26 protein-coding genes are annotated in these 25,732 nt (G+C 58.8%); 17 read left to right on the plus strand and 9 right to left on the minus strand.

Features of this window, described 5'->3' with window-relative positions; genetic code table 11:
- Positions 1-4: 4 nt before the first annotated feature.
- The 3 genes from AC3WMT_RS17125 to AC3WMT_RS17135 form a co-directional block, all read right to left on the minus strand.
- Complete coding sequence (locus AC3WMT_RS17125) at positions 5-418, minus strand: hypothetical protein (RefSeq protein ID WP_103305483.1); 414 nt, start codon at positions 416-418, stop codon at positions 5-7.
- 3 nt (positions 419-421) lie between these two features.
- The gene (locus tag AC3WMT_RS17130) at positions 422-892 is read right to left on the minus strand and encodes a Panacea domain-containing protein (RefSeq protein WP_103305482.1); all 471 of its coding nucleotides are present in this window, start codon (positions 890-892) and stop codon (positions 422-424) included.
- 189 nt (positions 893-1,081) lie between these two features.
- Entirely contained in the window at positions 1,082-1,684 is a 603-nt protein-coding gene (locus AC3WMT_RS17135; protein WP_003227723.1) for a peroxiredoxin, read from the minus strand.
- 313 nt (positions 1,685-1,997) lie between these two features.
- Here AC3WMT_RS17135 and AC3WMT_RS17140 point away from each other — a divergent pair, with 313 nt between their 5' ends.
- Entirely contained in the window at positions 1,998-2,216 is a 219-nt protein-coding gene (locus AC3WMT_RS17140) for a bacterioferritin-associated ferredoxin (protein ID WP_003227725.1), read from the plus strand.
- A gap of 201 nt (positions 2,217-2,417) precedes the next feature.
- Positions 2,418-2,891: a bacterioferritin gene (bfr, locus tag AC3WMT_RS17145; RefSeq protein WP_103305481.1), complete on the plus strand. Its 474-nt coding sequence runs from the start codon at positions 2,418-2,420 to the stop codon at positions 2,889-2,891.
- A gap of 177 nt (positions 2,892-3,068) precedes the next feature.
- On the opposite strand, the gene grxD is transcribed toward bfr, so the two are convergent.
- From grxD to plzR, 3 genes are all read right to left on the minus strand, one after another.
- Positions 3,069-3,410: a Grx4 family monothiol glutaredoxin gene (grxD, locus tag AC3WMT_RS17150; RefSeq protein WP_016773402.1), complete on the minus strand. Its 342-nt coding sequence runs from the start codon at positions 3,408-3,410 to the stop codon at positions 3,069-3,071.
- Between the two features lie 97 nt (positions 3,411-3,507).
- Complete coding sequence (locus AC3WMT_RS17155; protein WP_103305480.1) at positions 3,508-5,613, minus strand: molybdopterin oxidoreductase family protein; 2,106 nt, start codon at positions 5,611-5,613, stop codon at positions 3,508-3,510.
- 133 nt (positions 5,614-5,746) lie between these two features.
- Positions 5,747-6,037: a PlzR type 4 pili assembly inhibitor gene (gene plzR, locus AC3WMT_RS17160; protein ID WP_103305479.1), complete on the minus strand. Its 291-nt coding sequence runs from the start codon at positions 6,035-6,037 to the stop codon at positions 5,747-5,749.
- Between the two features lie 403 nt (positions 6,038-6,440).
- Here plzR and argF point away from each other — a divergent pair, with 403 nt between their 5' ends.
- Together argF and AC3WMT_RS17170 are read left to right on the plus strand one after the other, a co-directional pair.
- The gene (gene argF, locus AC3WMT_RS17165) at positions 6,441-7,361 is read left to right on the plus strand and encodes an ornithine carbamoyltransferase (RefSeq protein WP_045123046.1); all 921 of its coding nucleotides are present in this window, start codon (positions 6,441-6,443) and stop codon (positions 7,359-7,361) included.
- Entirely contained in the window at positions 7,358-8,467 is a 1,110-nt protein-coding gene (locus tag AC3WMT_RS17170; protein ID WP_103305478.1) for an ABC transporter ATP-binding protein, read from the plus strand. The genes argF and AC3WMT_RS17170 overlap by 4 nt, the downstream gene beginning before the upstream one ends.
- Before the next feature lie 115 nt (positions 8,468-8,582).
- On the opposite strand, the gene AC3WMT_RS17175 is transcribed toward AC3WMT_RS17170, so the two are convergent.
- Together AC3WMT_RS17175 and ybaK are read right to left on the minus strand one after the other, a co-directional pair.
- Complete coding sequence (locus AC3WMT_RS17175) at positions 8,583-9,365, minus strand: PhzF family phenazine biosynthesis protein (RefSeq protein WP_103305477.1); 783 nt, start codon at positions 9,363-9,365, stop codon at positions 8,583-8,585.
- Positions 9,366-9,463: 98 nt separating this feature from the next.
- A complete protein-coding gene (ybaK, locus tag AC3WMT_RS17180; RefSeq protein WP_103305476.1) occupies positions 9,464-9,934 on the minus strand; it encodes a Cys-tRNA(Pro) deacylase in 471 nt (156 codons plus the stop codon).
- Between the two features lie 362 nt (positions 9,935-10,296).
- Between ybaK and AC3WMT_RS17185 the strand changes: the two genes are divergently transcribed.
- The 4 genes from AC3WMT_RS17185 to glpD all read left to right on the plus strand — a co-directional run bounded on the left by AC3WMT_RS17185 (position 10,297) and on the right by glpD (position 15,389).
- Positions 10,297-11,148 (plus strand): MIP/aquaporin family protein, encoded by an 852-nt coding sequence (locus tag AC3WMT_RS17185; protein ID WP_103305475.1) that lies wholly within the window; start codon positions 10,297-10,299, stop codon positions 11,146-11,148.
- Positions 11,149-11,225: 77 nt separating this feature from the next.
- Positions 11,226-12,728, plus strand: a complete 1,503-nt coding sequence (glpK, locus tag AC3WMT_RS17190) for a glycerol kinase GlpK (protein WP_103305474.1) — start codon at positions 11,226-11,228, stop codon at positions 12,726-12,728.
- A 95-nt stretch (positions 12,729-12,823) separates the two neighbouring features.
- On the plus strand, positions 12,824-13,579 hold the full coding sequence (locus AC3WMT_RS17195) for a DeoR/GlpR family transcriptional regulator (RefSeq protein WP_016986643.1): 756 nt from the start codon (positions 12,824-12,826) through the stop codon (positions 13,577-13,579).
- Positions 13,580-13,853: 274 nt separating this feature from the next.
- A complete protein-coding gene (gene glpD, locus AC3WMT_RS17200) occupies positions 13,854-15,389 on the plus strand; it encodes a glycerol-3-phosphate dehydrogenase (RefSeq protein WP_103305473.1) in 1,536 nt (511 codons plus the stop codon).
- 204 nt (positions 15,390-15,593) lie between these two features.
- Here glpD and AC3WMT_RS17205 read toward each other — a convergent pair whose 3' ends face one another.
- Entirely contained in the window at positions 15,594-16,481 is an 888-nt protein-coding gene (locus tag AC3WMT_RS17205; RefSeq protein WP_103305534.1) for a LysR family transcriptional regulator, read from the minus strand.
- 105 nt (positions 16,482-16,586) lie between these two features.
- On the opposite strand from AC3WMT_RS17205, the gene AC3WMT_RS17210 reads away from it, so the two are divergent.
- From AC3WMT_RS17210 to AC3WMT_RS17250, 9 genes are all read left to right on the plus strand, one after another.
- Positions 16,587-17,954: an MFS transporter gene (locus tag AC3WMT_RS17210; protein ID WP_103305472.1), complete on the plus strand. Its 1,368-nt coding sequence runs from the start codon at positions 16,587-16,589 to the stop codon at positions 17,952-17,954.
- Positions 17,935-18,348, plus strand: coding sequence for a DUF4440 domain-containing protein (locus tag AC3WMT_RS17215; RefSeq protein ID WP_103305471.1), 414 nt, complete (start codon positions 17,935-17,937; stop codon positions 18,346-18,348). The genes AC3WMT_RS17210 and AC3WMT_RS17215 overlap by 20 nt, the downstream gene beginning before the upstream one ends.
- 260 nt (positions 18,349-18,608) lie before the next feature.
- Positions 18,609-19,523 (plus strand): glutamate/aspartate ABC transporter substrate-binding protein, encoded by a 915-nt coding sequence (locus AC3WMT_RS17220; protein WP_103305470.1) that lies wholly within the window; start codon positions 18,609-18,611, stop codon positions 19,521-19,523.
- A gap of 194 nt (positions 19,524-19,717) precedes the next feature.
- Positions 19,718-20,464, plus strand: a complete 747-nt coding sequence (locus tag AC3WMT_RS17225; protein WP_103305469.1) for an amino acid ABC transporter permease — start codon at positions 19,718-19,720, stop codon at positions 20,462-20,464.
- Positions 20,464-21,135: an amino acid ABC transporter permease gene (locus tag AC3WMT_RS17230; protein WP_103305468.1), complete on the plus strand. Its 672-nt coding sequence runs from the start codon at positions 20,464-20,466 to the stop codon at positions 21,133-21,135. Before AC3WMT_RS17225 ends, AC3WMT_RS17230 begins: the two co-directional genes overlap by 1 nt.
- Positions 21,132-21,866, plus strand: coding sequence for an amino acid ABC transporter ATP-binding protein (locus AC3WMT_RS17235; protein WP_007927141.1), 735 nt, complete (start codon positions 21,132-21,134; stop codon positions 21,864-21,866). Before AC3WMT_RS17230 ends, AC3WMT_RS17235 begins: the two co-directional genes overlap by 4 nt.
- Before the next feature lie 158 nt (positions 21,867-22,024).
- The gene (aauS, locus tag AC3WMT_RS17240) at positions 22,025-23,926 is read left to right on the plus strand and encodes a two-component sensor histidine kinase AauS (protein WP_103305467.1); all 1,902 of its coding nucleotides are present in this window, start codon (positions 22,025-22,027) and stop codon (positions 23,924-23,926) included.
- Complete coding sequence (gene aauR / locus AC3WMT_RS17245) at positions 23,923-25,251, plus strand: two-component response regulator AauR (RefSeq protein WP_103305466.1); 1,329 nt, start codon at positions 23,923-23,925, stop codon at positions 25,249-25,251. The genes aauS and aauR overlap by 4 nt, the downstream gene beginning before the upstream one ends.
- Positions 25,252-25,259: 8 nt before the next feature.
- Entirely contained in the window at positions 25,260-25,589 is a 330-nt protein-coding gene (locus AC3WMT_RS17250) for a GlpM family protein (protein ID WP_177431437.1), read from the plus strand.
- Positions 25,590-25,732 lie beyond the last annotated feature (143 nt).

Below are 25,732 nucleotides of genomic sequence, written 5' to 3' on the forward strand. Positions count from 1 at the left end.
TCGTTTAATGCTTATAGAGCTTAAATTCTCGATCAATCCACATGACGTAGAAAACCCGATGGTTTTTGTAGCCAACCATCGCTACACGCTCGAAAGCCCGAAACACCAACAATCTGACATCACCTGTTAAAAAATCAGGTATCCCGACTTTCAAGCTGTTTCTCTCAATCGTTTCACAGCCATATCGATGCCTACGCTCCTTGCGCAGTTCTCTCCAAGGCATTTTTCCCGGAATCCTCAGACGCTCAAGCATTTTCGAGCGTTCGACGGCCTCGCAATCTTGAATGCACCATCCATTCTGCAAATATTCAAATGAGAAAACCGGAGGTCGTGCTTCCGATGAATCCATTTCGATGGTGGACGTCCTTGCCGTTACTGCAGCCGCCGCATCGCGTTCCCTGCGTTTGAACCTGGCCATTTTTCAGTTCACCAAATGCTCTCGGAAATACTCCTGCATCTCACAGGCGGGAATTTCTCGGCTGAACTCCCCTTCCTTGAAGTTTCTACGCCAAGGGGCTTCTTCATGTGTCAGCTGACGTAGTTTCCACGCCGAGAATTGGCCATAAACGTCGAACACTTCGTTGAGCAAACTTTGTTGTTTGGCACTGAAGACATCTGGATTGAAATCACTTGGAGGAGGAATGGCACTCGATCCAAATTGGCTGAATCTTCGATACAGATCCGGAACCACTGGCCCGTGCATCCACGCTTCCAGCTTTTCAGGGAAGAGAGCCTCGCCATGGACGGCCAGACTGAATCCTTGAGCGTAATAAACCATTTTTTGAATTTTAAGATTGGAGATCTCCCCCTCATGCCCTTCCAGGCAGAGGAAATAATCCGCAACGTCCAGGCTACTCGGCATTTGAATCCCCTTCTGCATCATGCAATCCATTGCACCGTCCTTACTGAAGTGAGGCGACCTGTTATCGCTCGAGCACAACCCTATCCAACCACTGTTCAGTCATCCAGTATTTTTCTCGCGCATTTGAAACAAATGATGCCGAAAGGCTGTTTCAAATAATTCTCCACATAAAAAAAACCGGCCACGTGGGCCGGTTTTTTTGTACCTCGACGTTGCGCCTTACAGGGCAGCAGCGTTCTCGGTCAGGTATGCAGCAACGCCTTCTGGCGAAGCGTTCATGCCTTTGTCGCCTTTTTTCCAGTTGGCAGGGCAGACTTCGCCGTGCTCTTCGTGGAATTGCAGAGCGTCGACCAGACGGATCAGCTCTTCCATGTTACGGCCCAGCGGCAGGTCGTTGATGATCTGCGAGCGGACAACACCCTTGTCGTCGATCAGGAATGCGCCACGGAAAGCCACGCCGCCTTCGGACTCAACGTCGTAGGCCTTGGCGATGTCGTGTTTCATGTCGGCAGCCATGGTGTATTTCACCTGGCCGATGCCGCCATTGTTCACTGGGGTGTTGCGCCAGGCGTTGTGGGTGAAGTGCGAGTCGATCGACACGGCGATCACTTCAACGTTGCGAGCCTTGAAGTCAGCCATGCGGTTGTCCAGAGCGATCAGCTCGGACGGGCAGACGAAGGTGAAGTCCAGTGGGTAGAAGAACACCAGGCCGTATTTGCCTTTGATGGCCGAGGACAGAGTGAAGCTGTCAACGATCTCGCCATTGCCGAGTACGGCCGGGACGGTGAAGTCAGGGGCTTGTTTGCCTACGAGTACGCTCATTGATATCTCCTGGTGTAAAAACTTGAAGTTCAGGGTCCGGGCCAGCCTGCCACCCTCAGGCGACAGCCCTGTGACACGAACCCCCTTCGCAAGGGCCGACCATCATACACTGCGTTTTTGGCCTGTCCTTAACGGTTTTTTAAAGCAGCGGTTAACGGCGCTGCATTTACGGGGCCAGGCAGATGGCCAGTCATTACCGCTCGTCAGTCACGCGCAAATCCTGCGCAAAGCTTTCCGAAAGCACTTTGACAATCATTCTCGTTAACATTAAGATCCATCGCAATTGAGTCACAACCAGCGACGGTTCTCACTTATGTATGTTTGTCTCTGCACTGGCGTCACCGACGGACAGATCCGCGAAGCGATCTATGAAGGTTGCTGCAGCTATAAAGAAGTCCGCCAGGCCACCGGCGTCGCCAGCCAATGCGGCAAATGTGCCTGCCTTGCCAAGGAAGTCGTACGCGAAACCCTGACCAAGCTGCAAACCGCCCAGGCTGCGATCCCCTATCCTGTAGAATTTACCGCTGCGTAAATTACCCCTATTTCAAAGAACCGGACTTATGTCCGGTTTTTTTATGCCTGAAAATCAATTGGTTAGCGTCTAGACGCGGAACACAAACATTCTTATTCCGATTAATTTTCATATATTATTCAATAACTTAGGTTTGACACTTATAAGTACGAAGCTCAAACTCCGCCTTATATACAGCTATTACAGGGCAGGACTCCGATCATGAAAGGCGACATTACAGTCATCCAGCATCTCAACAAGATCCTTGCCAATGAGCTGGTCGCGATCAATCAGTACTTCCTGCATGCACGCATGTATGAAGATTGGGGCCTGAACAAGCTGGGCAAGCACGAGTACAAAGAATCCATCGACGAGATGAAGCACGCGGACAAGCTGATCAAGCGCATCCTGTTCCTCGAAGGCCTGCCGAACGTGCAGGACCTCGGCAAGCTGCACATCGGCGAGCACACCCGGGAAATGCTGGAGTGCGACCTGCGCATCGAGAAGACCGGCCACGCTGATCTGAAAGCCGCGATCGCTCATTGCGAAACCGTTGGCGATTTCGGCAGCCGCGAACTGCTCGAAGATATTCTCGAATCCGAAGAAGAACACATCGACTGGCTGGAAACCCAACTGGGCCTGATCGATAAGGTCGGTCTTGAGAACTATCTGCAATCGCAGATGGGCGAAGAGTAAGTTAGCGCCCGCTAAACTCGAGACATTAAAAAGCCCCGCCCTCTTTCGAGGCGCGGGGCTTTTTATTGGCTGCAGATCAAAAGATCACAGCCTCGTTTCACTCGACAGCTCCTACAGGGAGCAGGTGCCGGGTAAAACCAGTGTGAGAGCCAGATTGCTGGCTCTCACAGAGGCCGATCAGGCTTCCGACTTGTTCGCAGCAGCCGCTTCGACAGCCGCCTTGATGGTGCTTTGCAGCGAACCGTCAGCAGCCATCTCGGTCATGATGTCGCTACCGCCGACCAGTTCACCGCCGACCCACAGTTGTGGGAAAGTCGGCCAGTTGGCGTACTTCGGCAGGTTGGCGCGGATTTCCGGGTTCTGCAGGATGTCCACGTACGCAAACTTTTCGCCACACGCCATCACAGCCTGTGCAGCTTTCGCGGAGAAGCCACATTGTGGGGCATTCGGCGAACCTTTCATGTAAAGCAGAATGGTGTTGTTGGCAATCTGCTCTTTAATCGTTTCGATGATATCCATGGAGCACCTCGGCTGAACTTTCCGACTCATGGGTCGGCACGGTGGCGCATTGTAACGGAATCCCGAGCGCCCTGCTCGGTCTCCCCGACAGACATGCTCACGCCGCCGCGACGGTCACCGGCACGCCATTCAGCGCGGCATTGCCGGACAACTCGTCGAGCTGACATTCATCGGTCAGATCGTTCGCGCTCGAACCCGGCTGGCCGCTGGCAATCGCCATCTGCACCCCCGGCCTTGCATGTCCCCAACCGTGCGGCAGGCTGACCACGCCTTTCATCATGTCCAGACTGCCGAGCACTTCCACTTCGATCTGCCCGACCCGCGAGCTCACACGCACCAACTGCCCATCGTTGAGGCCTCGGCTGGCAAGATCGTCCGGATGCATCAACAACTGATGACGCGGCTTGCCCTTCACCAGACGGTGATAGTTGTGCATCCATGAATTGTTACTGCGCACGTGGCGGCGGCCAATCATCAACAGCTCATCTGCGGCTGGCGCCCGTAAGGCAGCGAAGCGTGCAAGGTCGGCGAGGATTTCGGGGGGCGCAGCCTGCACGCGCTGATCAAGGGTTTTTAAACGCTTGGCCAGATTCGGCTTCAATGCTCCAAGGTCTAGCCCGTGGGGATGATCGAACAGTGTCGCCAGCGACAGTTTGTGTTCGGAGGCATCGCCGTAGTAACCCATGCGCAGGCCCATGTCGATCATCTTCGCCGGTGGCATGGTCGGCTTCAGCTCCTTGCCGGTCTTCTCGGCAAAGGCCTTGGCCAGGCTGACGAAGATCTCCCAGTCATGCAGCGCGCCTTCGGGCTTGGCGAGGATTGCGCGATTGAAGCGGGTCACGTTGCGCACCGCGAACAGGTTGAACGTGGTGTCGTAGTGATCGTTCTCCAGCGCCGAGGTCGACGGCAGGATCAGATCGGCGTAACGCGTGGTCTCGTTGATGTACAGGTCGATGCTGACCATGAACTCCAGACCATCAAGCGCTTGCTCCAACTGCCGCCCGTTCGGCGTCGACAGCACTGGGTTGCCGGCGACGGTAATCAGTGCACGGATCTGCCCCTCGCCTTCGGTGAGCATCTCTTCGGCCAGCGCCGAGACCGGTAACTCACCGCCATACTCGGGACGGCCCGACACACGACTTTGCCATTTGTTGAAATGCCCGCCGGAGGTCGACGCCACCAGATCCACCGCCGGTTCGGTACACAGCGCACCACCGACCCGGTCGAGGTTGCCGGTGACCAGATTGATCAACTGCACCACCCAGTGGCACAACGTGCCGAACGCCTGGGTAGAAACGCCCATACGTCCGTAACACACGGCGCTCGGCGCAGCGGCAAAGTCGCGGGCCAGCTGACGGATCTGCTCGGCAGGCACGGCGCACAATGGACTCATGGTTTCGGCAGTGAACGACGCCACGGCCGTGCGAACCTCGTCCAGACCCTCGACCGGCAAATGACTGCCGCGGACCAGGCCTTCGTCAAACAGCGTGTTGAGCAGCCCGAACAGCAATGCAGCATCACCACCGGGACGCACGAACAGATGCTGATCGGCCATCGCAGCCGTCTCGCTGCGCCGTGGATCGACCACCACGACCTTGCCGCCGCGCGCCTGAATCGCTTTCAGGCGTTTTTCAACATCTGGCACGGTCATGATGCTGCCGTTGGACGCCAGCGGATTACCGCCGAGAATCAGCATGAAATCGGTGTGATCGATGTCCGGGATCGGCAACAGCAAACCGTGGCCGTACATCAGGTAGCTGCTGAGGTGATGCGGCAACTGATCGACCGAGGTGGCGGAGAAGCGATTGCGGGTTTTCAGCAGGCCGAGAAAGTAATTGCTGTGGGTCATCAGCCCGTAATTGTGCACGCTCGGATTGCCCTGATACACCGCGACAGCATTCTGCCCATGTCGCTCCTGAATCGCCGCCAGCCGCTCGGCTACCAGTGCAAATGCCTCGTCCCACTCGATTGGCAGCCATTCACTGCCGACCCGGCGCATTGGCTGACGCAGGCGATCGGGATCATTCTGAATGTCTTGCAGGGCGACGGCTTTGGGACAGATATGGCCACGACTGAAGGTGTCGAGGGCATCACCCTTGATCGAGGTGATCACGACATGGCCGTCGGTTTCAGTGGTTTCGATGGTCAGACCGCAAATGGCTTCGCACAGGTGGCAGGCACGGTGATGGAGAGTCTTGGTCATGGCCAGTCTCTGTTGTGTTCTGGGCAGGCAACAACGCCTGCGGGAACAAAACTATGGCCCGTGCGCCAGCCAGGCGCCAGCGACGTTCGTCTTGTGAATCGACGACCATCAGGCGAGCCGATAGCCCGTCGAATCAGTTCGACGGCAACTGCGGCGGCGCCTGCAACTGGATTTCCTGAATGGTTTCGATCTGCTCGTGAGCGACGTGTACGCCGGTGAGCTCGCCGATCAGGCGCCAGTGCTCGTCAAGCCCGGCACTGATCGTCGCCATGCGGTCGATCATCTGGCGGCTGGCAGCCTTGACCACGTCATCTTCGCTGCGCAACAACTCGAAGGACATGGAGGTGACCGACGCGGTGAGATGGGTCAGGGAGCGAGCCGTGTGGCCCAGCAACTCCATCAACAGTTTTTCTTTCGATTCCATTCAAAGGCTTCCTGCGTCGCTCGAAAGGTAGTTATAACTCAGCACTTTGCTTTAGCAAATGTTTCAGCCTGCGCATCCGACCAAGCGAATCTGCAACCACTCGGTCTCGAACGGACCAAAGCGCTGCATCCGCGTCACGCCGGATTGCCAAGCCCCGGGACGCCAGTGTACAAAGTGCTTCGCTGCTGTCCTGAACCCGGCTTCAAATGCGTTACTGCACCGTGCAGTCCGCCCTCCGAATCCCACAACAAAAGTAGCCTATTGGAAAAACGCGACATTTAGTGTCAATATCGCGCCTTCCCCTATTTCGTCGCCCCCGTGCGGCTTACGCCGCAGGTCTCGCCCGTTGTTCCGTTAAACAAGGCTTTGAGCATCTGCGGTTTGTAGCAAAAGGTAGTCAATGATGAGCGCAAGGCACTTTCTCTCCCTGATGGATTGCACGCCCGAAGAGCTGGTCAGCGTGATCCGTCGAGGCGTTGAGCTCAAGGACCTGCGTAACCGCGGCGTACTGTTCGAGCCTCTGAAAAACCGCGTGCTGGGGATGATCTTCGAGAAATCCTCGACCCGTACCCGGATCTCCTTCGAGGCGGGCATGATCCAGCTCGGCGGTCAGGCGATCTTCCTGTCGCCGCGTGATACGCAACTGGGCCGTGGCGAGCCAATCGGCGACTGCGCCATTGTCATGTCGAGCATGCTCGATGCGGTGATGATCCGTACCTTTGCCCACAGCACCCTGACCGAATTCGCCGCCAACTCGCGCGTGCCGGTGATCAACGGCCTGTCCGATGACCTGCACCCGTGCCAGTTGCTGGCCGACATGCAGACCTTCCTTGAACACCGTGGCTCGATCCAGGGCAAGACCGTGGCCTGGATCGGCGACGGCAACAACATGTGCAACAGCTATATAGAAGCGGCGATCCAGTTCGACTTCCAGTTGCGCGTTGCCTGCCCGGAAGGTTACGAGCCGAATCCTGAATTCGTGGCCAAGGCCGGCGATCGCGTGACCATCGTCCGCGATCCGCAGGATGCCGTGCGCGGCGCGCATCTGGTCAGCACCGACGTCTGGACCTCAATGGGCCAGGAAGAGGAAACTGCCAAACGCCTCAAGCTGTTCGCACCGTTCCAGGTCAACCGTGCCCTGCTCGACCTCGCTGCCGAGGACGTGCTGTTCATGCACTGCCTGCCGGCGCACCGTGGCGAAGAAATCAGTCTCGACCTGCTTGATGACCCGCGCTCCGTCGCCTGGGATCAGGCAGAAAACCGTCTCCACGCACAGAAGGCCCTGCTCGAGTTCCTAGTAGAACCGGCATATCACCACGCATGAGCCATGAATTACTGCTGAACCTGCGCAACCTCGCTTGCGGTTATCAAGATCAACGAGTGGTGCAGAACCTCAATCTGCACCTCAATGCCGGTGACATCGGCTGCCTGCTCGGCTCGTCCGGCTGCGGCAAGACCACCACGTTGCGCGCCATTGCCGGTTTCGAGCCGGTGCACGAAGGTGAGATCACCCTGGGTGGCGAAACCATTTCCAGCGCCGGTTTCACGCTTGCGCCGGAGAAACGGCGGATCGGCATGGTGTTTCAGGACTACGCGCTGTTCCCGCACCTGAGCGTCGCGGACAACATCGCGTTCGGCATTCGCAAACACCCGCAAAAAGATCGCGTCACCGAAGAATTGCTCGAACTGGTCAACCTGAAAAACCTCGGCAAGCGCTTCCCACACGAGCTGTCCGGCGGCCAGCAGCAACGCGTCGCCCTCGCTCGGGCCCTGGCGCCCGAGCCGCAACTGCTATTGCTGGATGAGCCGTTTTCCAACCTCGACGGCGAGTTGCGCCGCAAGCTCAGCCACGAAGTGCGCGACATCCTCAAGGCTCGCGGCACCAGTGCGATTCTGGTGACCCACGATCAGGAAGAAGCCTTTGCCGTGAGCGATCACGTCGGCGTCTTCAAGGAAGGTCGGCTGGAACAGTGGGACACGCCGTACAACCTGTATCACGAGCCGGCGACGCCTTACGTAGCCAGCTTCATCGGTCAGGGTTATTTCATTCGCGGCCAGCTCGCCAGCCCGGAATCGGTGCAGACCGAACTCGGCGAACTGCGTGGCAATCGTGCCTATACCTGGCCGATTGGCGGCGCAGTGGATGTGTTGCTGCGCCCAGATGACATTGTTTATGCGCCGGACAGCGCGCTGAAGGCACGGATTGTCGGCAAGACTTTCCTTGGTGCTTCGACGCTGTATCGCCTGCAATTGCCGACCGGTGCGCAGCTGGAGTCGATTTTCCCGAGTCATGCTGACCATCAGCTGGGTGCGCAAGTGGGGATTCGGGTTGCAGCTGAACATCTGGTGTTGTTCCAGGCCTCGGGCAGCACCGCCGCGCAGATTCCGGTGGTGGAAAACGGCGTGCGCCGCTACAGCACTGCACTCTGATCCAACACCATTGCCCTGTAGGAGTGAGCCTGCTCGCGATCGCGGTACATCCGTCACAGAAGATTTGACTGATATACCGTGATCGCGAGCAGGCTCACTCCTACAGGGGGTTGCGTTAACCGAGGATCAGGGTGCCGCTCGCCACGAGCGTGGCATGGCCACCGATCTTCACCCGCTCACCCTCAAGCCGACAGAACAACTCGCCACCCCGCGCCGAGCGCTGGCAGGCGGTCAGGCTCGACTTGCCCAGACGTTTTGACCAATACGGAATCAGGCTGCAATGGGTCGAACCGGTGACCGGATCTTCGTTGATGCCAATTGCCGGAGCGAAGTAGCGCGAGACGAAATCGTGCTGGTTGCCGCGCGCGGTGACGATCGCCCCAAGCCACGGCAGCTTGGCCAGTGCGACCATGTCCGGTTTGCAGTCGAGCACGGCCTGCTCCGACTCCAGTACCACAAACAGCTCGTTGGAGCCGAGTACATCCACCGCTTCAACGCCCAGCGCCCGTTCGACATCCAGCGTCACGCCAATTTCCGAAGGCACGATTGACGGGAAGTCCAGCCACAAACGGCCATCCTCACGACTGACACTCAGCGGCCCGGACTTGCAAATGAAGTCCAGACGCTCAGCAGTTTCCTTGTAGATCTCGAACAGCACATAAGCGCTGGCCAGCGTCGCGTGGCCGCACAACGGTACTTCGGTGGTCGGGGTGAACCAGCGGATATGCCACGCCGAACCTTCACGCACCAAAAACGCGGTTTCCGCCAGATTGTGTTCGGCGGCGATCTTCTGCATCAACTCATCCGCGAGCCACGCGTCGAGCCGATAGACCATCGCCGGGTTGCCACTGAATGGCCGATCACTGAATGCGTCGACCTGATGAAAATCAAGCTGCATAACCTACTCCCTGAGTCAGTCGGCAGAGCATGCAGCGCTGGCCGGGTCAGCGCCAGTGACAGAACCGGCCAATTTTCTTCATACAGCGCTGGTTTCTCTTACGCGCGACCGATGTCGGCGAATTTGGCTTGGGTATGTCCAGCCAGCACGGCAGGTGCCAGTTCAACTTCCAGCCCGCGCCGACCGGCGCTGACATAAATAGTCGCAAAAGCCTGAGCCGAGTTATCGATGAAGGTACGCAGGCGTTTCTTCTGCCCCAGCGGACTGATGCCACCCAACAGATAACCGGTGGAGCGCTGCGCCGCTGCCGGATCCGCCATCTCGACTTTTTTCACCCCTGCCGCATGAGCCAGACCTTTGAGGTCGAGACTTCCGACGACCGGCACCACCGCCACCAACAATTCGCCCTTTTCACTGGCAGCCAGCAGCGTCTTGAACACCTGCGCCGGCTCAAGCCCCAGCTTTTCTGCGGCCTCCAGCCCATAGGACGCGGCCTTCGGGTCATGTTCGTAACTGTGCACGCGATGTTCGGCACGAACTTTTTTCAACAAGTCCAACGCAGGGGTCATGGCAGCTCCAGGCTTGGCAGTGGCAGAAAAATCCTGCGCCGGATTCTAGGCGATCAGATCACAAAAGGCTCTAGTTCAACGCCGCGTTTCCCGTGGCCTGCAGACTTTCCAGAACGATGGGGAACAGCGCTCACCGAGGATCATTCATAGCACTAATAGTTTTATTGTGACCGATAGTTCACTTTCGACCTTTGACAGGTTTGTTTCTTGTCTATATTTTTTCGAATCTGAATAATGTAAGAATTATGGTTACCGCAGCACTCAGCAGTAAACCGGGAACAGGATGGGGATCCTGCCCCGGGGAAAATCGCGCCTTGCCCTGTCGGCAAAGCGCCAGACAACAACAAAAATCGAGGTTTTCAATGACAACTGCTTTACAGCAACCAACGCTCTCGGGCCAATGCCTGGCCGAGTTTCTGGGTACTGCCTTACTGATCTTTTTCGGTACCGGCTGCGTCGCCGCGCTCAAAGTCGCGGGCGCCAGCTTCGGTCTGTGGGAAATCAGCATCATCTGGGGCGTCGGTGTAAGCATGGCGATCTACCTCACCGCTGGCGTTTCCGGCGCACATCTGAACCCGGCCGTGAGCATCGCGCTGACCATCTTCGCCGACTTCGAAAAACGCAAACTGCCGTTCTACATCCTGTCGCAGATTGCCGGCGCCTTCTGCGGCGCGCTATTGGTTTACACGCTGTACAGCAACCTGTTCTTCGATTTCGAACAAACTCACCAAATGGTTCGCGGCTCGGCTGCCAGCCTGGAGTTGGCGTCGGTGTTCTCCACCTTCCCGAACCCGGTGCTGTCCACCGCCCAGGCCTTTCTGGTCGAGATGATCATCACCGCCATCCTGATGGGCGTGATCATGGCCCTGACCGACGATAACAACGGCTTGCCGAAAGGCCCGATGGCGCCGCTGCTGATTGGTTTGCTGATCGCCGTAATCGGCAGCTCGATGGGCCCGCTGACCGGTTTTGCGATGAACCCGGCACGTGACTTCGGTCCTAAACTGATGACTTTCTTCGCGGGCTGGGGTGAAATTTCCTTCACTGGCGGTCGCGATATTCCGTACTTCCTGATTCCGATTTTTGCACCGATTGTCGGTGCCTGCCTCGGCGCTGCCGGGTATCGCGGGCTCATCGCCCGTCACCTGACCGGCGCCACACCTGCTACAAAGGATGCAGAACCGGCCATTGATGGCAAACCAAGAACTTCTTGAAACAGTCGGCGCAGGCTCCTGCCAGATAGAGCCTGCGCCCCGGCCCACTCTCCCTTATTTCGTCCAAGGCAATCGACATGACCGACATTCAGAATAAGAACTACATCATTGCCCTCGATCAGGGTACGACCAGCTCCCGCGCGATCATTTTCGACCGCGACGCGAACGTGGTCTGCACCGCCCAGCGTGAATTCGCTCAGCATTACCCGCAGGCCGGTTGGGTCGAACACGACCCGATGGAAATCTTCGCCACCCAGAGCGCGGTGATGGTTGAAGCGCTGGCTCAGGCTGGCCTGCATCACGACCAGGTGGCCGCCATCGGCATCACCAACCAGCGTGAAACTACCGTGGTCTGGGACAAGACCACCGGTCGTCCGGTCTACAACGCCATCGTCTGGCAGTGCCGCCGCAGCACCGAGATCTGCCAGCAGCTCAAGCGTGATGGCCACGAAGACTATATCCGCGACAATACCGGTCTGGTCACCGACCCGTACTTCTCCGGCACCAAGCTGAAGTGGATCCTCGACAACGTCGAAGGCAGCCGCGAGCGTGCGCGCAACGGCGAACTGCTGTTCGGCACCGTCGATAGCTGGCTGATCTGGAAATTCACCGGTGGCAAGGTGCACGTCACCGACTACACCAACGCCTCGCGCACCATGCTCTTCAACATTCACTCGCTGGAGTGGGACGCGAAGATGCTGGAGATCCTCGACATCCCGCGCGAGATGCTCCCGGAAGTCAAAGCCTCGTCGGAAATCTACGGCCGCACCAAGAGCGGCATCGCCATCGGCGGGATCGCCGGCGACCAGCAAGCAGCACTGTTCGGCCAGATGTGCGTCGAGCCGGGCCAGGCGAAAAACACCTACGGCACCGGTTGCTTCCTGCTGATGAACACTGGCGACAAAGCAGTGAAATCCAAGCACGGCATGCTCACTACCATCGCCTGCGGCCCGCGTGGCGAAGTCGCCTATGCCCTGGAAGGTGCGGTGTTCAACGGCGGTTCGACCGTGCAGTGGCTGCGTGATGAACTGAAAATCATCAACGACGCCCACGACACCGAATACTTCGCCAATAAAGTGAAGGACAGCAACGGCGTGTACCTGGTACCGGCCTTCACCGGTCTGGGCGCTCCGTACTGGGACCCGTATGCCCGTGGCGCGCTGTTCGGCCTGACCCGCGGCGTGCGCGTGGATCACATCATCCGTGCCGCCCTGGAATCGATCGCCTACCAGACCCGCGACGTGCTCGACGCCATGCAACAGGACTCCGGCGAACGCCTCAAGGCCCTGCGTGTGGACGGCGGCGCGGTGGCGAACAACTTCCTGATGCAGTTCCAGGCCGACATCCTCGGCACGCAGGTCGAGCGCCCGCAAATGCGCGAAACCACAGCACTCGGCGCGGCGTATCTGGCCGGTCTGGCCTGCGGTTTCTGGGGCAGCCTGGACGAACTGCGCGGCAAGGCCGTGATCGAGCGTGAGTTCGAACCGAGCCTGGACGAAGTGGAGAAAGAGAAGCTGTACAAAGGCTGGAAAAAAGCCGTCAGCCGCACCCGTGACTGGGCGCGTGAAGACGCTGAATAAGCCAACCTTCAGATCCAGATAGGCATCTAACTGGTAGGGAGCGGATTCCTGCGGCATCATGGGCAAATTTTGCACGGCAGCCCAAAGGAAGCCCCATGAATCTGCCTCCCCGTCAGCAGCAAATCCTCGAGCTGGTCCGCGAACGCGGCTATGTGAGCATCGAGGAGATGGCCACGCTGTTCGTTGTTACCCCGCAAACCATCCGCCGCGACATCAATCAGCTCGCGGAAGCCAATCTGCTACGTCGCTACCATGGCGGCGCGGCCTATGATTCCAGTGTCGAAAACACTGCCTATGCGATGCGCGCCGATCAGATGCGCGATGAAAAACAACGCATCGGTGAAGCGATCGCCGCACAGATCCCCGATCATGCCTCGCTGTTCATCAACATCGGTACCACTACCGAATCGATTGCCCGCGCCCTGCTCAATCACAATCACCTGAAGATCATCACCAACAACCTGCACGTGGCGTCGATGCTCAGTGCCAAGGATGATTTCGACGTGCTGTTGACTGGCGGCAATGTGCGCCGCGATGGCGGTGTGGTGGGTCAGGCGAGCGTGGACTTCATCAATCAGTTCAAGGTTGATTTTGCGCTGGTCGGTATCAGTGGCATCGACGAGGACGGCAGCCTGCTCGACTTCGATTATCAGGAAGTGCGGGTTTCCCAGGCGATCATTGCCAATGCGCGCCAGGTGATCCTGGCAGCGGACTCGAGCAAGTTCGGGCGTAACGCGATGATCCGCCTCGGCCCGATCAGCCTGATCGATTGTCTGGTGACCGATCAGCAGCCAGTGCCGGCGCTGGCGCAGTTGCTGACCCAGCACAAGATTCGCCTGGAAGTCGTTTAACCCCTCGTTCCCACGCTCTGCGTGGGAATGCCGCCCGGGACGCTCTGCGTCCCATCTCAAAAGCCGACGCAGAGCGTCGATGGATGCATTCCCACGCGGAGCATGGGAACGATCTGCCTGTGAATGTTCGAAAATTTTCCTTTCCCTGCCCTTCGATGAGTATTTTCAATCGAAGGCGACTGGCTGTGCGCGTCTTTATGGGCTACCATTTTCGCAAATGAACATTCATGTTCGATTTCCAATACAGAAAATCAAAAGAGCCCGAGGCCAGCCGATGTCCACATCTACCTTGCGTACGCCCCCTATCTCCGAGATCTACGACCTCGCCGTCATCGGCGGCGGGATCAATGGCGTGGGGATCGCAGCGGATGCCGCCGGTCGCGGGCTTTCGGTGTTCCTTTGCGAAAAGGATGACCTGGCCAGCCACACGTCGTCAGCCAGCAGCAAGCTGATCCACGGTGGCCTGCGCTACCTCGAACATTACGAATTCCGTCTGGTGCGCGAAGCGCTGGCCGAGCGCGAAGTGTTGCTGGCCAAGGCGCCGCACATCGTCAAGCCAATGCGCTTCGTGCTGCCGCACCGTCCGCACCTGCGTCCGGCGTGGATGATCCGTGCCGGCCTGTTCCTGTATGACAACCTCGGCAAGCGCGAAAAACTGCCGGGTTCGAAAAGCCTGAAGTTCGGCGCCGATAGCGCGTTGAAAAGCGAAATCAAGAAAGGCTTCGAATACTCCGACTGCTGGGTCGACGACGCCCGCCTCGTTGTCCTCAACGCCATGGCCGCCCGTGAAAAAGGCGCCCACGTCCACACCCAGACCCGTTGCGTCAGCGCCCGCCGCGCCAAAGGCCTGTGGCACCTGAACCTGGAACGCGCCGACGGCAGCCTGTTTTCGATCACCGCCAAAGCGCTGGTGAACGCGGCCGGCCCGTGGGTGGCCAAGTTCATCCGTGACGACCTGAAGATGGAATCGCCGTACGGCATCCGCTTGATCCAGGGCAGCCACATCATCGTGCCGAAGCTGTACGAAGGTGATCACGCGCACATTCTGCAAAACGAAGATCAGCGCATCGTTTTCACCATTCCGTACCTGAACCACTTCACCCTGATCGGCACCACCGACCGTGAATACACCGGTGATCCGGCGAAAGTGGCAATCACTGAAGGCGAAACCGATTACCTGTTGAAAGTGGTCAACGCCCACTTCAAGAAGCAAATCAGCCGCGACGACATCCAGCACAGCTACTCGGGCGTACGTCCGCTGTGCAACGACGAATCCGACAACCCGTCGGCCGTCACCCGCGATTACACCCTGGCGCTGTCGGGCAGCAGTGAAGAAGCGCCGCTGCTGTCGGTGTTCGGCGGCAAACTGACCACCTACCGCAAACTCGCCGAGTCGGCGATGGCGCAGTTGCTGCCGTTCTTCACCCAGATGCGTCCGAGCTGGACGGCCACCGCCACCCTGCCCGGCGGCGAAGACATGACTACGCCGCAAGCCTTGAGCGCACTGATCCGCGACAAGTTCGACTTCGTGCCAACCGAGATCGCCCGGCGCTGGGCCACCACCTACGGCAGCCGTACCTGGCGCATGCTTGAAGGTGTGGAAACCCTGGCGGACATGGGCGAACACCTCGGCGGCGGGCTCTATACCCGTGAAGTCGATTACCTGTGCAGCGAAGAATGGGCGACGACGGCCCACGACATTCTGTGGCGCCGCAGCAAACTGGGGCTGTTCACCACCCCGGCCGAACAGGAAAAACTGGCGGCGTATCTGGGTAAGGTCGAGCAGAACCGCAAGATTGAAGCGGCCTGACTTGAGCAGCGCTTAAACGAAAGCCCCTGAATCGCGAGATTCAGGGGCTTTTTCTTTTCTCAGGATCAGGCGCTGACCTGTGGCGAGGGGATTTATCCCCGATGGGTCGCGCAGCGGCCCCTCACTTGAAACAAAAGCGGGGCTGCTAAGCAGCCCATCGGGGATAAATCCCCTCGCCACAAGGCTGCACCACCACCAGCGATGTCAGCGCGCCAGATGCAACAGCAGAAAATCAATAAACACCCGCGACTTGTGCGGCAAGTGCGCCGTGTTGGGAAATACCACATTGATCGACCGCTGCGGCAACGAATACTCCGGCAACAAGCGAATCAACCGTCCACTGGCAAGGTCATCCTCGATCAGCCACTTCGGTAGCACCGACACCCCAAGCGACGACAGGGCCATCGAACGCATTGCCGCCGAAGAATTGGTTTCGAAGTGATGCACACCGCTGACCTCGACGCCCTGCCCTCGCTCATCGCGCATTAACCACTGGGTCGGCGTCTGCAGATTGCTGTTGGCGATCCATGGCACACCACTCAGGTCCTGTGGCTCGCGCACCGGATGACGACCGAGAAATTGCTCGGTGGCGACCAGGACGATTTCATAGTCAGCAATCTTGCGACTCTTGAACGCCGAGTCGGCCAGGCGGCCCAGACGAATCACCAGATCAAGCTTCTCCGCCACCAGATCATTCAATGAAGAGTTGACGTGGTAGCTCAGCCTGATCTGCGGATAGGTCTGCAAAAACAACGGGATCAACGGCAGGATGTATTTCTCGCCGTACTCACTGGTCGAACTGATCCGCAACTTGCCGGACACCCGATTGCTGCCCTTCAGGACGTTATCAAAGGCACTGTCGATATCGGCGACGATTTCCTTGAACTCGTTATAGAAGCTCTGACCGGTTTCAGTCAGCGCTACCGTGCGGGTCGTGCGGATCAGCAGCGTAGTGGCCAACGCCTCTTCCAGCGCCTTGATGTGCAGGCTGGCCATGGCCCTGCTGATATTCAGGTAATCGGCAGCCTTGGTGAAAGACCCCAGATCGACGATCGCGAGAAACGTCTGGACCCGATTCAAATGCCCGTGCATGGCGCCCTGATTCACTGTCAAATCCCTTCAAACATTGTGTTCAGCCCCATTGCATCGACGCCCGGAGTCTATCGCCCCTAAGCTCGCCGACAAAGGGGAAACACCATGAGTTATCGCTACAAGGTCGCGTCGATCTTCCTGATCGGCTTCTTTATCGACTGCATCAATATCTTCATGTCGGCCGTGGCCTTGCCCAGCCTGTCAGCAACGCTGCACGTCAGCAGCGCGTCCGTGGCGTGGGTCGCCAACGCCTACATTCTCGGGCTGACCCTGATCATCCCACTGAGCACCTGGCTGGCCGCGCGTTTCGGTAGCCGGAACGTGCTCACCGCTTCAATGCTGCTGTTCAGCATAGCGGTGTGGATGTGCGGGCTGGCGAACAGTTTCGCGGAACTGGTGATCTGGCGTTTCGTGCAGGGCATCGGTGGCGGTCTGTTGATACCGGTCGGGCAGGCGCTGACGTTCAATCTGTTTCAGGGTGAGCAACGAGCGAAGATCTCCACGCTGGTGATGGCGGTTGCGTTGATTGCCCCGGCGATTTCACCTACGGTTGGCGGCTTCATCGTCGACAGCAGTTCATGGCGCTGGGTGTTTTACAGCAATGTGCCGTTCTCGCTGATCGCGGCTGGATTGTCGTGGCGGTGGATCAAGGAAGCGAAAACGGGCGACCTGTCACGCCCGGACATCAAAGGCCTGTTGCTGGTGAGTACGGCACTCGCCAGCCTGCTGATGGGCATGTCGCTGTATGGCGGCGACGCCCGGACCTGGCTGGCCATGGCCTGCATCGCAGCGGGCCTGCTGTTCATAGCGCTGTACCTGCGCCATTACCGCCAGTCGCGCCACGCAATCATCGATCTGAGCTTGCTCAGCAGCACGCGGCTCAGCACGTCGATCTTCATCTATTACGCGATTCCCGGCGTGTTCACCGGGGTCAATCTGTTGAGCATCTTCTTCCTGCAAAACACCCTGCACTTCAGCGCCCGGCTGACCGGCGCATTCATGATTGTCTACGCCATCGGCGCGTTCATCGCGATGACCATTGGCGGCCGGGTCTACAACCGGGTCGGCGCCAAGCGCCTGTTCATCCTCGGCATGCTGTTGCACAGCGCCGGCATCGTCACCCTCACACAGGTGAATGCGCCGAGCGATCTCTGGCTGATTGTCATCGCCTACAGCCTGATGGGCATTGGCGGCGGCATCGGTGCCAACACCGCGCAAACCACCTCACTGATGGATTTCAACGGCAGCGACACGCACAAGGCCAGCGTGATCTGGAACATCAATCGGCAGCTGTCATTCAGCCTCGGTGCCGCGCTGTTTCTGATGATTTTCAACCTGCTGCTCAAGCCGTTCGACACCCCTTCGGCCTATCACGCGACGTTTGCGATTGCGGCGTTGGTCGGCCTGGTCCCGCTGTTTTTGATGAGTCAATTGAACCCTGCAAAGGCAAACCATGAACAACAACCCGATTGAACTAGCGCAACACAGCATTCACCACGTGCATGAACTGATTCACCGCGTGTTTACCGATACCGACGGCAGCGGCGCAGCCACCATCGCGCCGCTGATGGACGCCTTCGCCAAGGACTTCAGCATGGTCGCCACCTCGGGGGTGACGGTTGATCGAGCGCAGGTAGAACAGTTGTTCAGGCGAAATGTGGGTGGCGGGCCGGGGCTTGAGATCGTCATCAGTGACCTGCACACGGTCTGGCAGGAAGGCGAGACGATTGCGCTGAGCTATACCGAAACCCATCGCCAGGGTGAGAACGTCACCTCACGCGTCTCGGTAGCGATTCTGCGAGTCCAGGCAGACCGTGTTGAGTGGCAATACCTGCATGAAACTGCGTTCACCCCGACTAACGGTTAAAAGCTCGTTCGGTTTTCCGAACGCGACTTTGCGGTCGATTCGGTTAACCGGATCAGTTGTGGCGAAAAATACCGCCACAAAAACTTAATCACGTTGTAAATCAGCCAGTTAACCTTCGACGACTGGTCTGGCACGACTCATGCTCTACACTCTCTCGACGAATGCCTGCTGTGCCAACACTTCAGGAGCCGTCAGGCATTCGAAGCACAAAAGGGCCGACAAACTGGCTCCATAAAAAAAACAATGTCGAGGAAAATTTGATGCGCATCGTTCCCCATATCCTGGGCGCAGCCATTGCTGCCGCTCTGATCAGCACGCCAGTTTTCGCCGCCGAACTCACCGGCACCCTGAAGAAGATCAAAGAGTCCGGTGTGATCACCCTGGGCCACCGCGACGCCTCCATCCCGTTTTCCTACATCGCTGATGCGTCGGGCAAGCCAGTCGGCTACTCCCACGACATCCAGTTGGCCATCGTCGAAGCGATCAAAAAAGACCTCGACCTGCCAAACCTGCAAGTCAAATACAACCTGGTGACCTCGCAAACCCGTATCCCGCTGGTGCAGAACGGCACCGTGGACGTCGAGTGCGGCTCCACCACCAACAACGTCGAGCGTCAGCAGCAAGTTGACTTCTCCGTCGGCATCTTCGAAATCGGTACTCGCCTGCTGTCCAAGAAAGGCTCCCAGTACAAGGATTTCGATGACCTGAAAGGCAAGAACGTCGTGACCACCGCCGGTACCACGTCCGAGCGCATCCTCAAGTCGATGAACGCCGACAAGCAGATGGGCATGAACGTCATCTCCGCCAAAGACCACGGCGAATCCTTCCAGATGCTGGAATCGGGTCGTGCCGTTGCATTCATGATGGACGACGCCCTGCTGGCCGGCGAAGCCGCCAAAGCCAAGAAGGCTGATGACTGGGCCGTCACCGGCACCCCACAGTCGTACGAAATCTACGGCTGCATGATGCGCAAAGGCGACGAGCCGTTCAAAAAGGCTGTCGACGACGCGATCAAGGCGACCTACGCATCGGGCGCGATCAACAAGATCTACGACAAGTGGTTCATGCAACCGATCCCGCCAAAAGGCCTGAACCTGAACTTCCCGATGAGCGACGAACTCAAGGCCCTGATCGCCAATCCGACCGACAAAGCGGCTGACGACAAGAAATCCTGATTTCTGACTAACCTTATCTCCTGAAGGGGCGCAGCCCTTTCAGGAGTTTGTCACTCCCTGCTGGCACTTTTTTTGGAAACACTCGAACCGGTGGCTGTCGAGCCGATCGCGTGTGCCTGACCGTCAAGGTCAGGGAGGGAACGGAGTTCCCCAAGCGGGCACTTGTACATCGATCGAATCGAGGGGAGACCCTAATGAATTACAACTGGGACTGGGGCGTGTTCTTCAAGTCCACCGGCGTGGGCAGCGAGACTTATCTCGACTGGTTCATCTCCGGGCTGGGCTGGACCATTGCCATCGCCATCGTGGCCTGGATCATCGCCCTGCTGCTGGGCTCGATACTGGGTGTCATGCGCACCGTGCCGAACCGCATCGTGTCGGGCATTGCAACCTGCTACGTCGAGCTGTTCCGTAACGTGCCGCTGCTGGTTCAGCTGTTCATCTGGTACTTCCTGGTGCCTGATCTGCTGCCGCCGGACCTGCAAGAGTGGTACAAGCAGGACCTCAACCCGACCACCTCGGCTTACCTGAGTGTCGTCGTGTGCCTGGGCCTGTTCACCGCCGCGCGCGTCTGCGAACAAGTGCGCACCGGCATCCAGGCGCTGCCGCGTGGCCAGGAATCGGCCGCTCGTGCGATGGGTTTCAAGCTGCCACAGATCTACTGGAACGTGCTGCTGCCCCAGGCCTACCGGATCATCATTCCGCCGCTTACCTCGGAATTTCTGAACGTGTTCAAGAACTCCTCCGTGGCGTCCTTGATCGGTCTGATGGAACTGCTCGCGCAGACCAAACAGACCGCCGAATTCTCGGCCAACCTGTTCGAAGCGTTCACCCTGGCGACCCTGATCTATTTCACCCTGAACATGAGCCTGATGCTGCTGATGCGCCTGGTCGAGAAGAAAGTTGCCGTGCCCGGCCTGATCTCCGTGGGGGGTAAATAATGGAATTCGATTTCAGTGGCATCGTCCCGGCCATTCCCGGTTTGTGGAACGGCATGGTGATGACCCTCAAGCTGATGGCCATGGGCGTGGTGGGCGGGATCATTCTCGGCACCATTCTCGCGCTGTGCCGGCTGTCGCATAACAAACTGCTGTCGAACGTTGCCGGCGCGTACGTCAACTATTTCCGTTCGATACCGCTGCTGCTGGTGATCACCTGGTTCTATCTGGCGGTGCCGTTCGTGCTGCGCTGGATCACCGGCGAAGACACCCCGATCGGCGCGTTCACCTCGTGCATCGTCGCGTTCATGATGTTCGAAGCGGCGTACTTCTGCGAAATCGTCCGGGCCGGCGTGCAGTCGATCCCGAAAGGCCAGATGGGCGCGGCGCAGGCGCTGGGCATGAGCTACGGGCAGATGATGCGCCTGATCATCCTGCCCCAGGCGTTCCGCAAGATGACCCCGTTGCTGCTGCAACAGTCGATCATCCTGTTCCAGGACACCTCGCTGGTTTACACCGTGGGCCTGGTGGACTTCCTCAACGCCTCCCGCGCCAGTGGCGACATCATTGGCCGCTCCAATGAGTTCCTGATTTTCGCGGGGCTCGTGTACTTCATCATCAGCTTCGCCGCCTCGCGGTTGGTCAAGCGTCTGCAAAAAAGGTTCGCCGTATGATCTCTATCAAGAACATCAACAAGTGGTATGGGGACTTCCAGGTGCTGACTGATTGCAGCACCGAGGTCAAAAAAGGCGAAGTGATCGTGGTCTGCGGCCCGTCGGGTTCCGGCAAATCGACCCTGATCAAATGCGTCAACGCGCTGGAACCGTTCCAGAAAGGTGACATCGTCGTCGACGGCACTTCGATTGCCGACCCGAAGACCAACCTGCCGAAACTGCGTTCGCGCGTGGGCATGGTGTTCCAGCATTTCGAACTGTTCCCGCACCTGACCATCACCGAAAACCTGACCATCGCGCAGATCAAGGTGTTGGGCCGCAGCAAGGAAGAGGCGACCAAGAAAGGTCTGCAACTGCTCGAGCGCGTTGGCTTGTCGGCCCACGCCCACAAGCACCCGGGCCAACTGTCCGGCGGTCAGCAACAGCGTGTGGCGATTGCCCGTGCGCTGGCGATGGACCCGATCGTCATGCTGTTCGACGAACCGACCTCGGCGCTCGACCCGGAGATGGTCAACGAAGTGCTCGACGTGATGGTGCAACTTGCCCACGAAGGCATGACCATGATGTGCGTGACCCACGAAATGGGTTTCGCCCGCAAAGTGGCTGACCGCGTGATTTTCATGGACGCCGGCAAAATCATCGAAGACTGCCCGAAAGAAGAGTTCTTCGGCGACATCAACGCCCGCTCCGAACGCGCGCAGCACTTCCTCGAGAAAATCCTGCAGCACTAAAAGCACCGCGATCCCTGTGGGAGCGGGCTTGCCCGCGATGGGGCCCTGTCAATCGACCATGATGTCGACTGTCAGACCGCTATCGCTGGCAAGCCAGCTCCCACAGGGGACGGTGTTCGCTATCAGGTAAGTGTTGTGGTTGACCCAAGGCATCTGTGATGAAATGCGACCCCACTCTCTATCGCGCCGCGCCGCCATCACTTGCCGTGAAGCCCCGTCTGATTCGTCATCTGTTCCTGCCGCCACTGGTCATCGCGCTGATGATCGGTCTGGGTTTTATCGGCTTCTGGACCAGTGAGCATTTCGGCATTCGCAGCCTTAGCGAGAACGGCCAGCGTCAGCTGGAACTGCACGCCCGCGCGGTCGAAAGCGAGATCAGCAAATACACCTACCTGCCCAGCCTGCTGGAACTGGAAACCAGTGTCCCGCAACTGCTGGCCGAGCCGACGCCGGAACACCGGCAAACGGTCAACGACTACCTCGAAGGCCTGAACCGGCGCAGCCGCAGTCGGGCCATCTATGTGATGGACACCACCGGCCGCGTCATGGCCACCAGCAACTGGCGCGATGTCGACAGTTACCTGGGTGAAGACCTGTCCTTTCGCGCCTATTTTCAAAAAGCCGTACGCGGCGAACCCGGCCGTTTCTACGGAATTGGCAGCACCAACGGCGAACCCGGCTACTACCTCGCCCATGGTCTCGAAGAACACGGCAAGATCGTCGGCGTCGCCGTGGTCAAGGTGCGCCTCGAAGCCATGGAAGAACGCTGGCAACGGGCGCGTCTCGAAGCGTTTGTCAGCGATGAAAACGGCATCATCATTCTCTCCAGCGATCCGGCCCGGCGCCTCAAATCGGTAGTGCCGTTGAGTGACGAGACTAAAGAAAAACTCGCCCGCAGCCTGCAGTACTACTGGTTCCCGCTCAACGAACTGCAACCGCTGGCCCGCGAAACATTGGCCGAGGGCGTGGAAAAACTCACCTTCCCGGCCAACAGCGAAGTTGATTCCGACGAAGAAAACATCAGCTATCTGGCGCAGACCCGCCTCTTGAGCGATACGCCATGGAATTTCACCCTGCTCACGCCGTTGCAGGACCTGCGCCGTGAAGCGATCAACCAAGGGATTCTGGTCGCCGTCGCGTTTGCCTTGGTGGCGTTTCTGCTGATCGCCTGGAACGAGCGGCGCAAGGTCATCGCCACCCGCCTCGCCGCCCGCGAAGCCTTGCAGGAAGCCAACAACCAACTGGAGCGTCGGATTACCGAACGCACCGCCGACCTGCGCGCCAGCAACGATCGATTGAAAAGCCAGATCCGTGAACGGCGCCAGGCTGAAGAGACGTTGCGCCGCGCTCAGGATGAACTGGTCCAGGCCGGAAAACTGGCCGCCATTGGCCAGATGTCCACCAGCATCGCCCACGAATTGAATCAGCCACTGGCGGCGATGCGCACGTTGTCGGGCAACACCGTACGTTTTCTGGAGCGTGGGCAGCTCGATATCGCCAGCACCAATCTCAAGACCATCAACGACCTGATCGACCGCATGGGCCGGATCACCGCCAGCCTGCGTTCGTTTGCCCGCCGGGGTGACAACCAGGGCCAGGCCAGCCTCGGCAAAGCCGTGGACGCGGCGCTGCAGTTGCTCGGCGCACGGCTGGAAAACCCGGCATTGCAACTGCACCGGCAATTTATTGATGTGCAGTTGCACATTGACCAGACCCGCCTCGAACAGATTCTGGTCAACCTGATCGGCAATGCCCTCGACGCCATGCAAGCGCAACCGCTGCCACAACTGTGGCTGGAAGGTGAAGAGTTCAACGGCAAATATCGCCTTCGGGTGCGCGACAACGGCCACGGTGTCGATGCCGAAGCGCGCAAGCATCTGTTCGAACCGTTCTTCACCACCAAACCCGGCGAGCAAGGTCTGGGTCTGGGCCTGACCCTTTCCGCCAGCCTCGCCGCCGCCACCGGTGGCCATCTGGGTGTCGAACACCCCGGTGGCGGTGGTACCACCTTCGTCCTCAGTTTACCGTTGGTAAGCCCTACTCCTGCCGAGCCAATATGAACCACGACCTTAGTGTGCTGATCGTCGAAGACGACCCCCATGTGCTGCTCGGCTGCCAGCAAGCGCTGACACTGGAAGACATTCCCTGCGTCGGTGTCGGCAGTGCCGAAGAGGCGCTGGAGCGTGTCGGCGACAACTTTGCCGGGATCGTCATCAGCGACATTCGCCTGCCGGGCATCGATGGCCTGGAGTTGCTGACCCGCCTCAAGCAGCGCGACCGCAGCCTGCCGGTGGTGCTGATCACCGGCCACGGCGACATCTCCATGGCGGTCGGCGCGATGCAGAAAGGCGCCTACGACTTCATGGAAAAACCGTTCTCGCCGGAGCGTCTGGTCGACGTCGCCCGTCGTGCGCTGGAGCAACGCAGCCTCGCGCGCGAAGTCTCGTCGTTGCGTCGGCAACTGGCCGAGCGCGACTCCCTTGAAGGCCGGATCATCGGCCGTTCGCCGGCCATGCAGAACCTGCGTGAACTGATCGCCAACGTCGCCGACACTTCGGCCAACGTCTTGATCGAAGGCGAGACTGGCACGGGTAAGGAATTGGTCGCCCGTTGCCTGCACGATTTCAGCCGCCGTCACAGCAAGCAGTTCGTCGCGTTGAACTGCGGTGGTCTGCCGGAAAACCTTTTCGAAAGCGAGATCTTCGGCCACGAGGCCAACGCCTTTACCGGCGCCGGCAAACGCCGTATCGGCAAGATCGAACACGCCGACGGCGGCACGCTGTTCCTCGATGAGGTGGAAAGCATGCCGCTGCCGTTGCAGATCAAACTGCTGCGCGTGCTGCAGGAACGCACCCTCGAACGCCTCGGCTCGAACCAGAGCGTGGCGGTGGATTGCCGGGTGATCGCAGCGACCAAATCCGACCTCGACGAATCGAGCAAGGCCGGCGAATTCCGCAGCGACCTGTATTACCGCCTCAACGTGGTCACGCTGGAATTGCCGCCATTGCGCGAGCGCCGCGAAGACATCCTGCAACTGTTCGAACACTTCACCCAGCAGTCGGCCCTGCGCTTCGACCGCGCCTTGCCGGAACTGGACAACCAGACCCTGTCGAGCCTGATGAGCCACGACTGGCCGGGCAACGTGCGTGAATTGCGCAATGTCGCCGAACGCTTCGCCCTCGGCCTGCCGGCCTTCAAGAAGTCCGGCGCGGGCAGTGCGGGTCAGGGTCTGGCGTTTGCCGAAGCGGTGGAAGCGTTCGAGCGCAACCTGCTCAGCGACGCCCTGCACCGCAGCGGCGGCAACCTGACCCAGGCCAGCCTGGAGCTGGGCATGGCCAAGACCACGCTGTTCGACAAAGTCAAAAAATACGGGTTGAGCCACTGATGGATCTGCTGCTGAAAGCCGCACTCGGTGCCGCGGTTGTCGTGATTCTCGCGGCACTGGCCAAGACCAGAAACTATTACATCGCGGGCCTGGTGCCGCTGTTTCCGACGTTTGCGCTGATCGCCCATTACATCGTTGGCAAGGGGCGCTCGGTGGATGATCTGAAGACCACCATCGTCTTCGGGATGTGGTCGATCATTCCGTATTTTGTGTATCTGGCGACGTTGTATGTGATGGTCGACCGGTTAAGGCTGGAGGCTTCGCTGGCAGTGGCGGCGGTAGCCTGGTTGATGGCCGCCACTGTGTTGGTGACCGTTTGGGTGCGCCTGCACAGCTGACCCTCACCCCAGCCCTCTCCCTCCGGGAGAGGGGGCCGATCGAGGTGTCTTGCGTCTGACATCGACCTGAAAGATCCAGTCGATTATGGATTCGCTACAACACCCTCAGGTCGGCGTATCACTCCAGCATCCCCCATTCAGTC

Source organism: Pseudomonas sp. FW305-7, assembly GCF_058786735.1.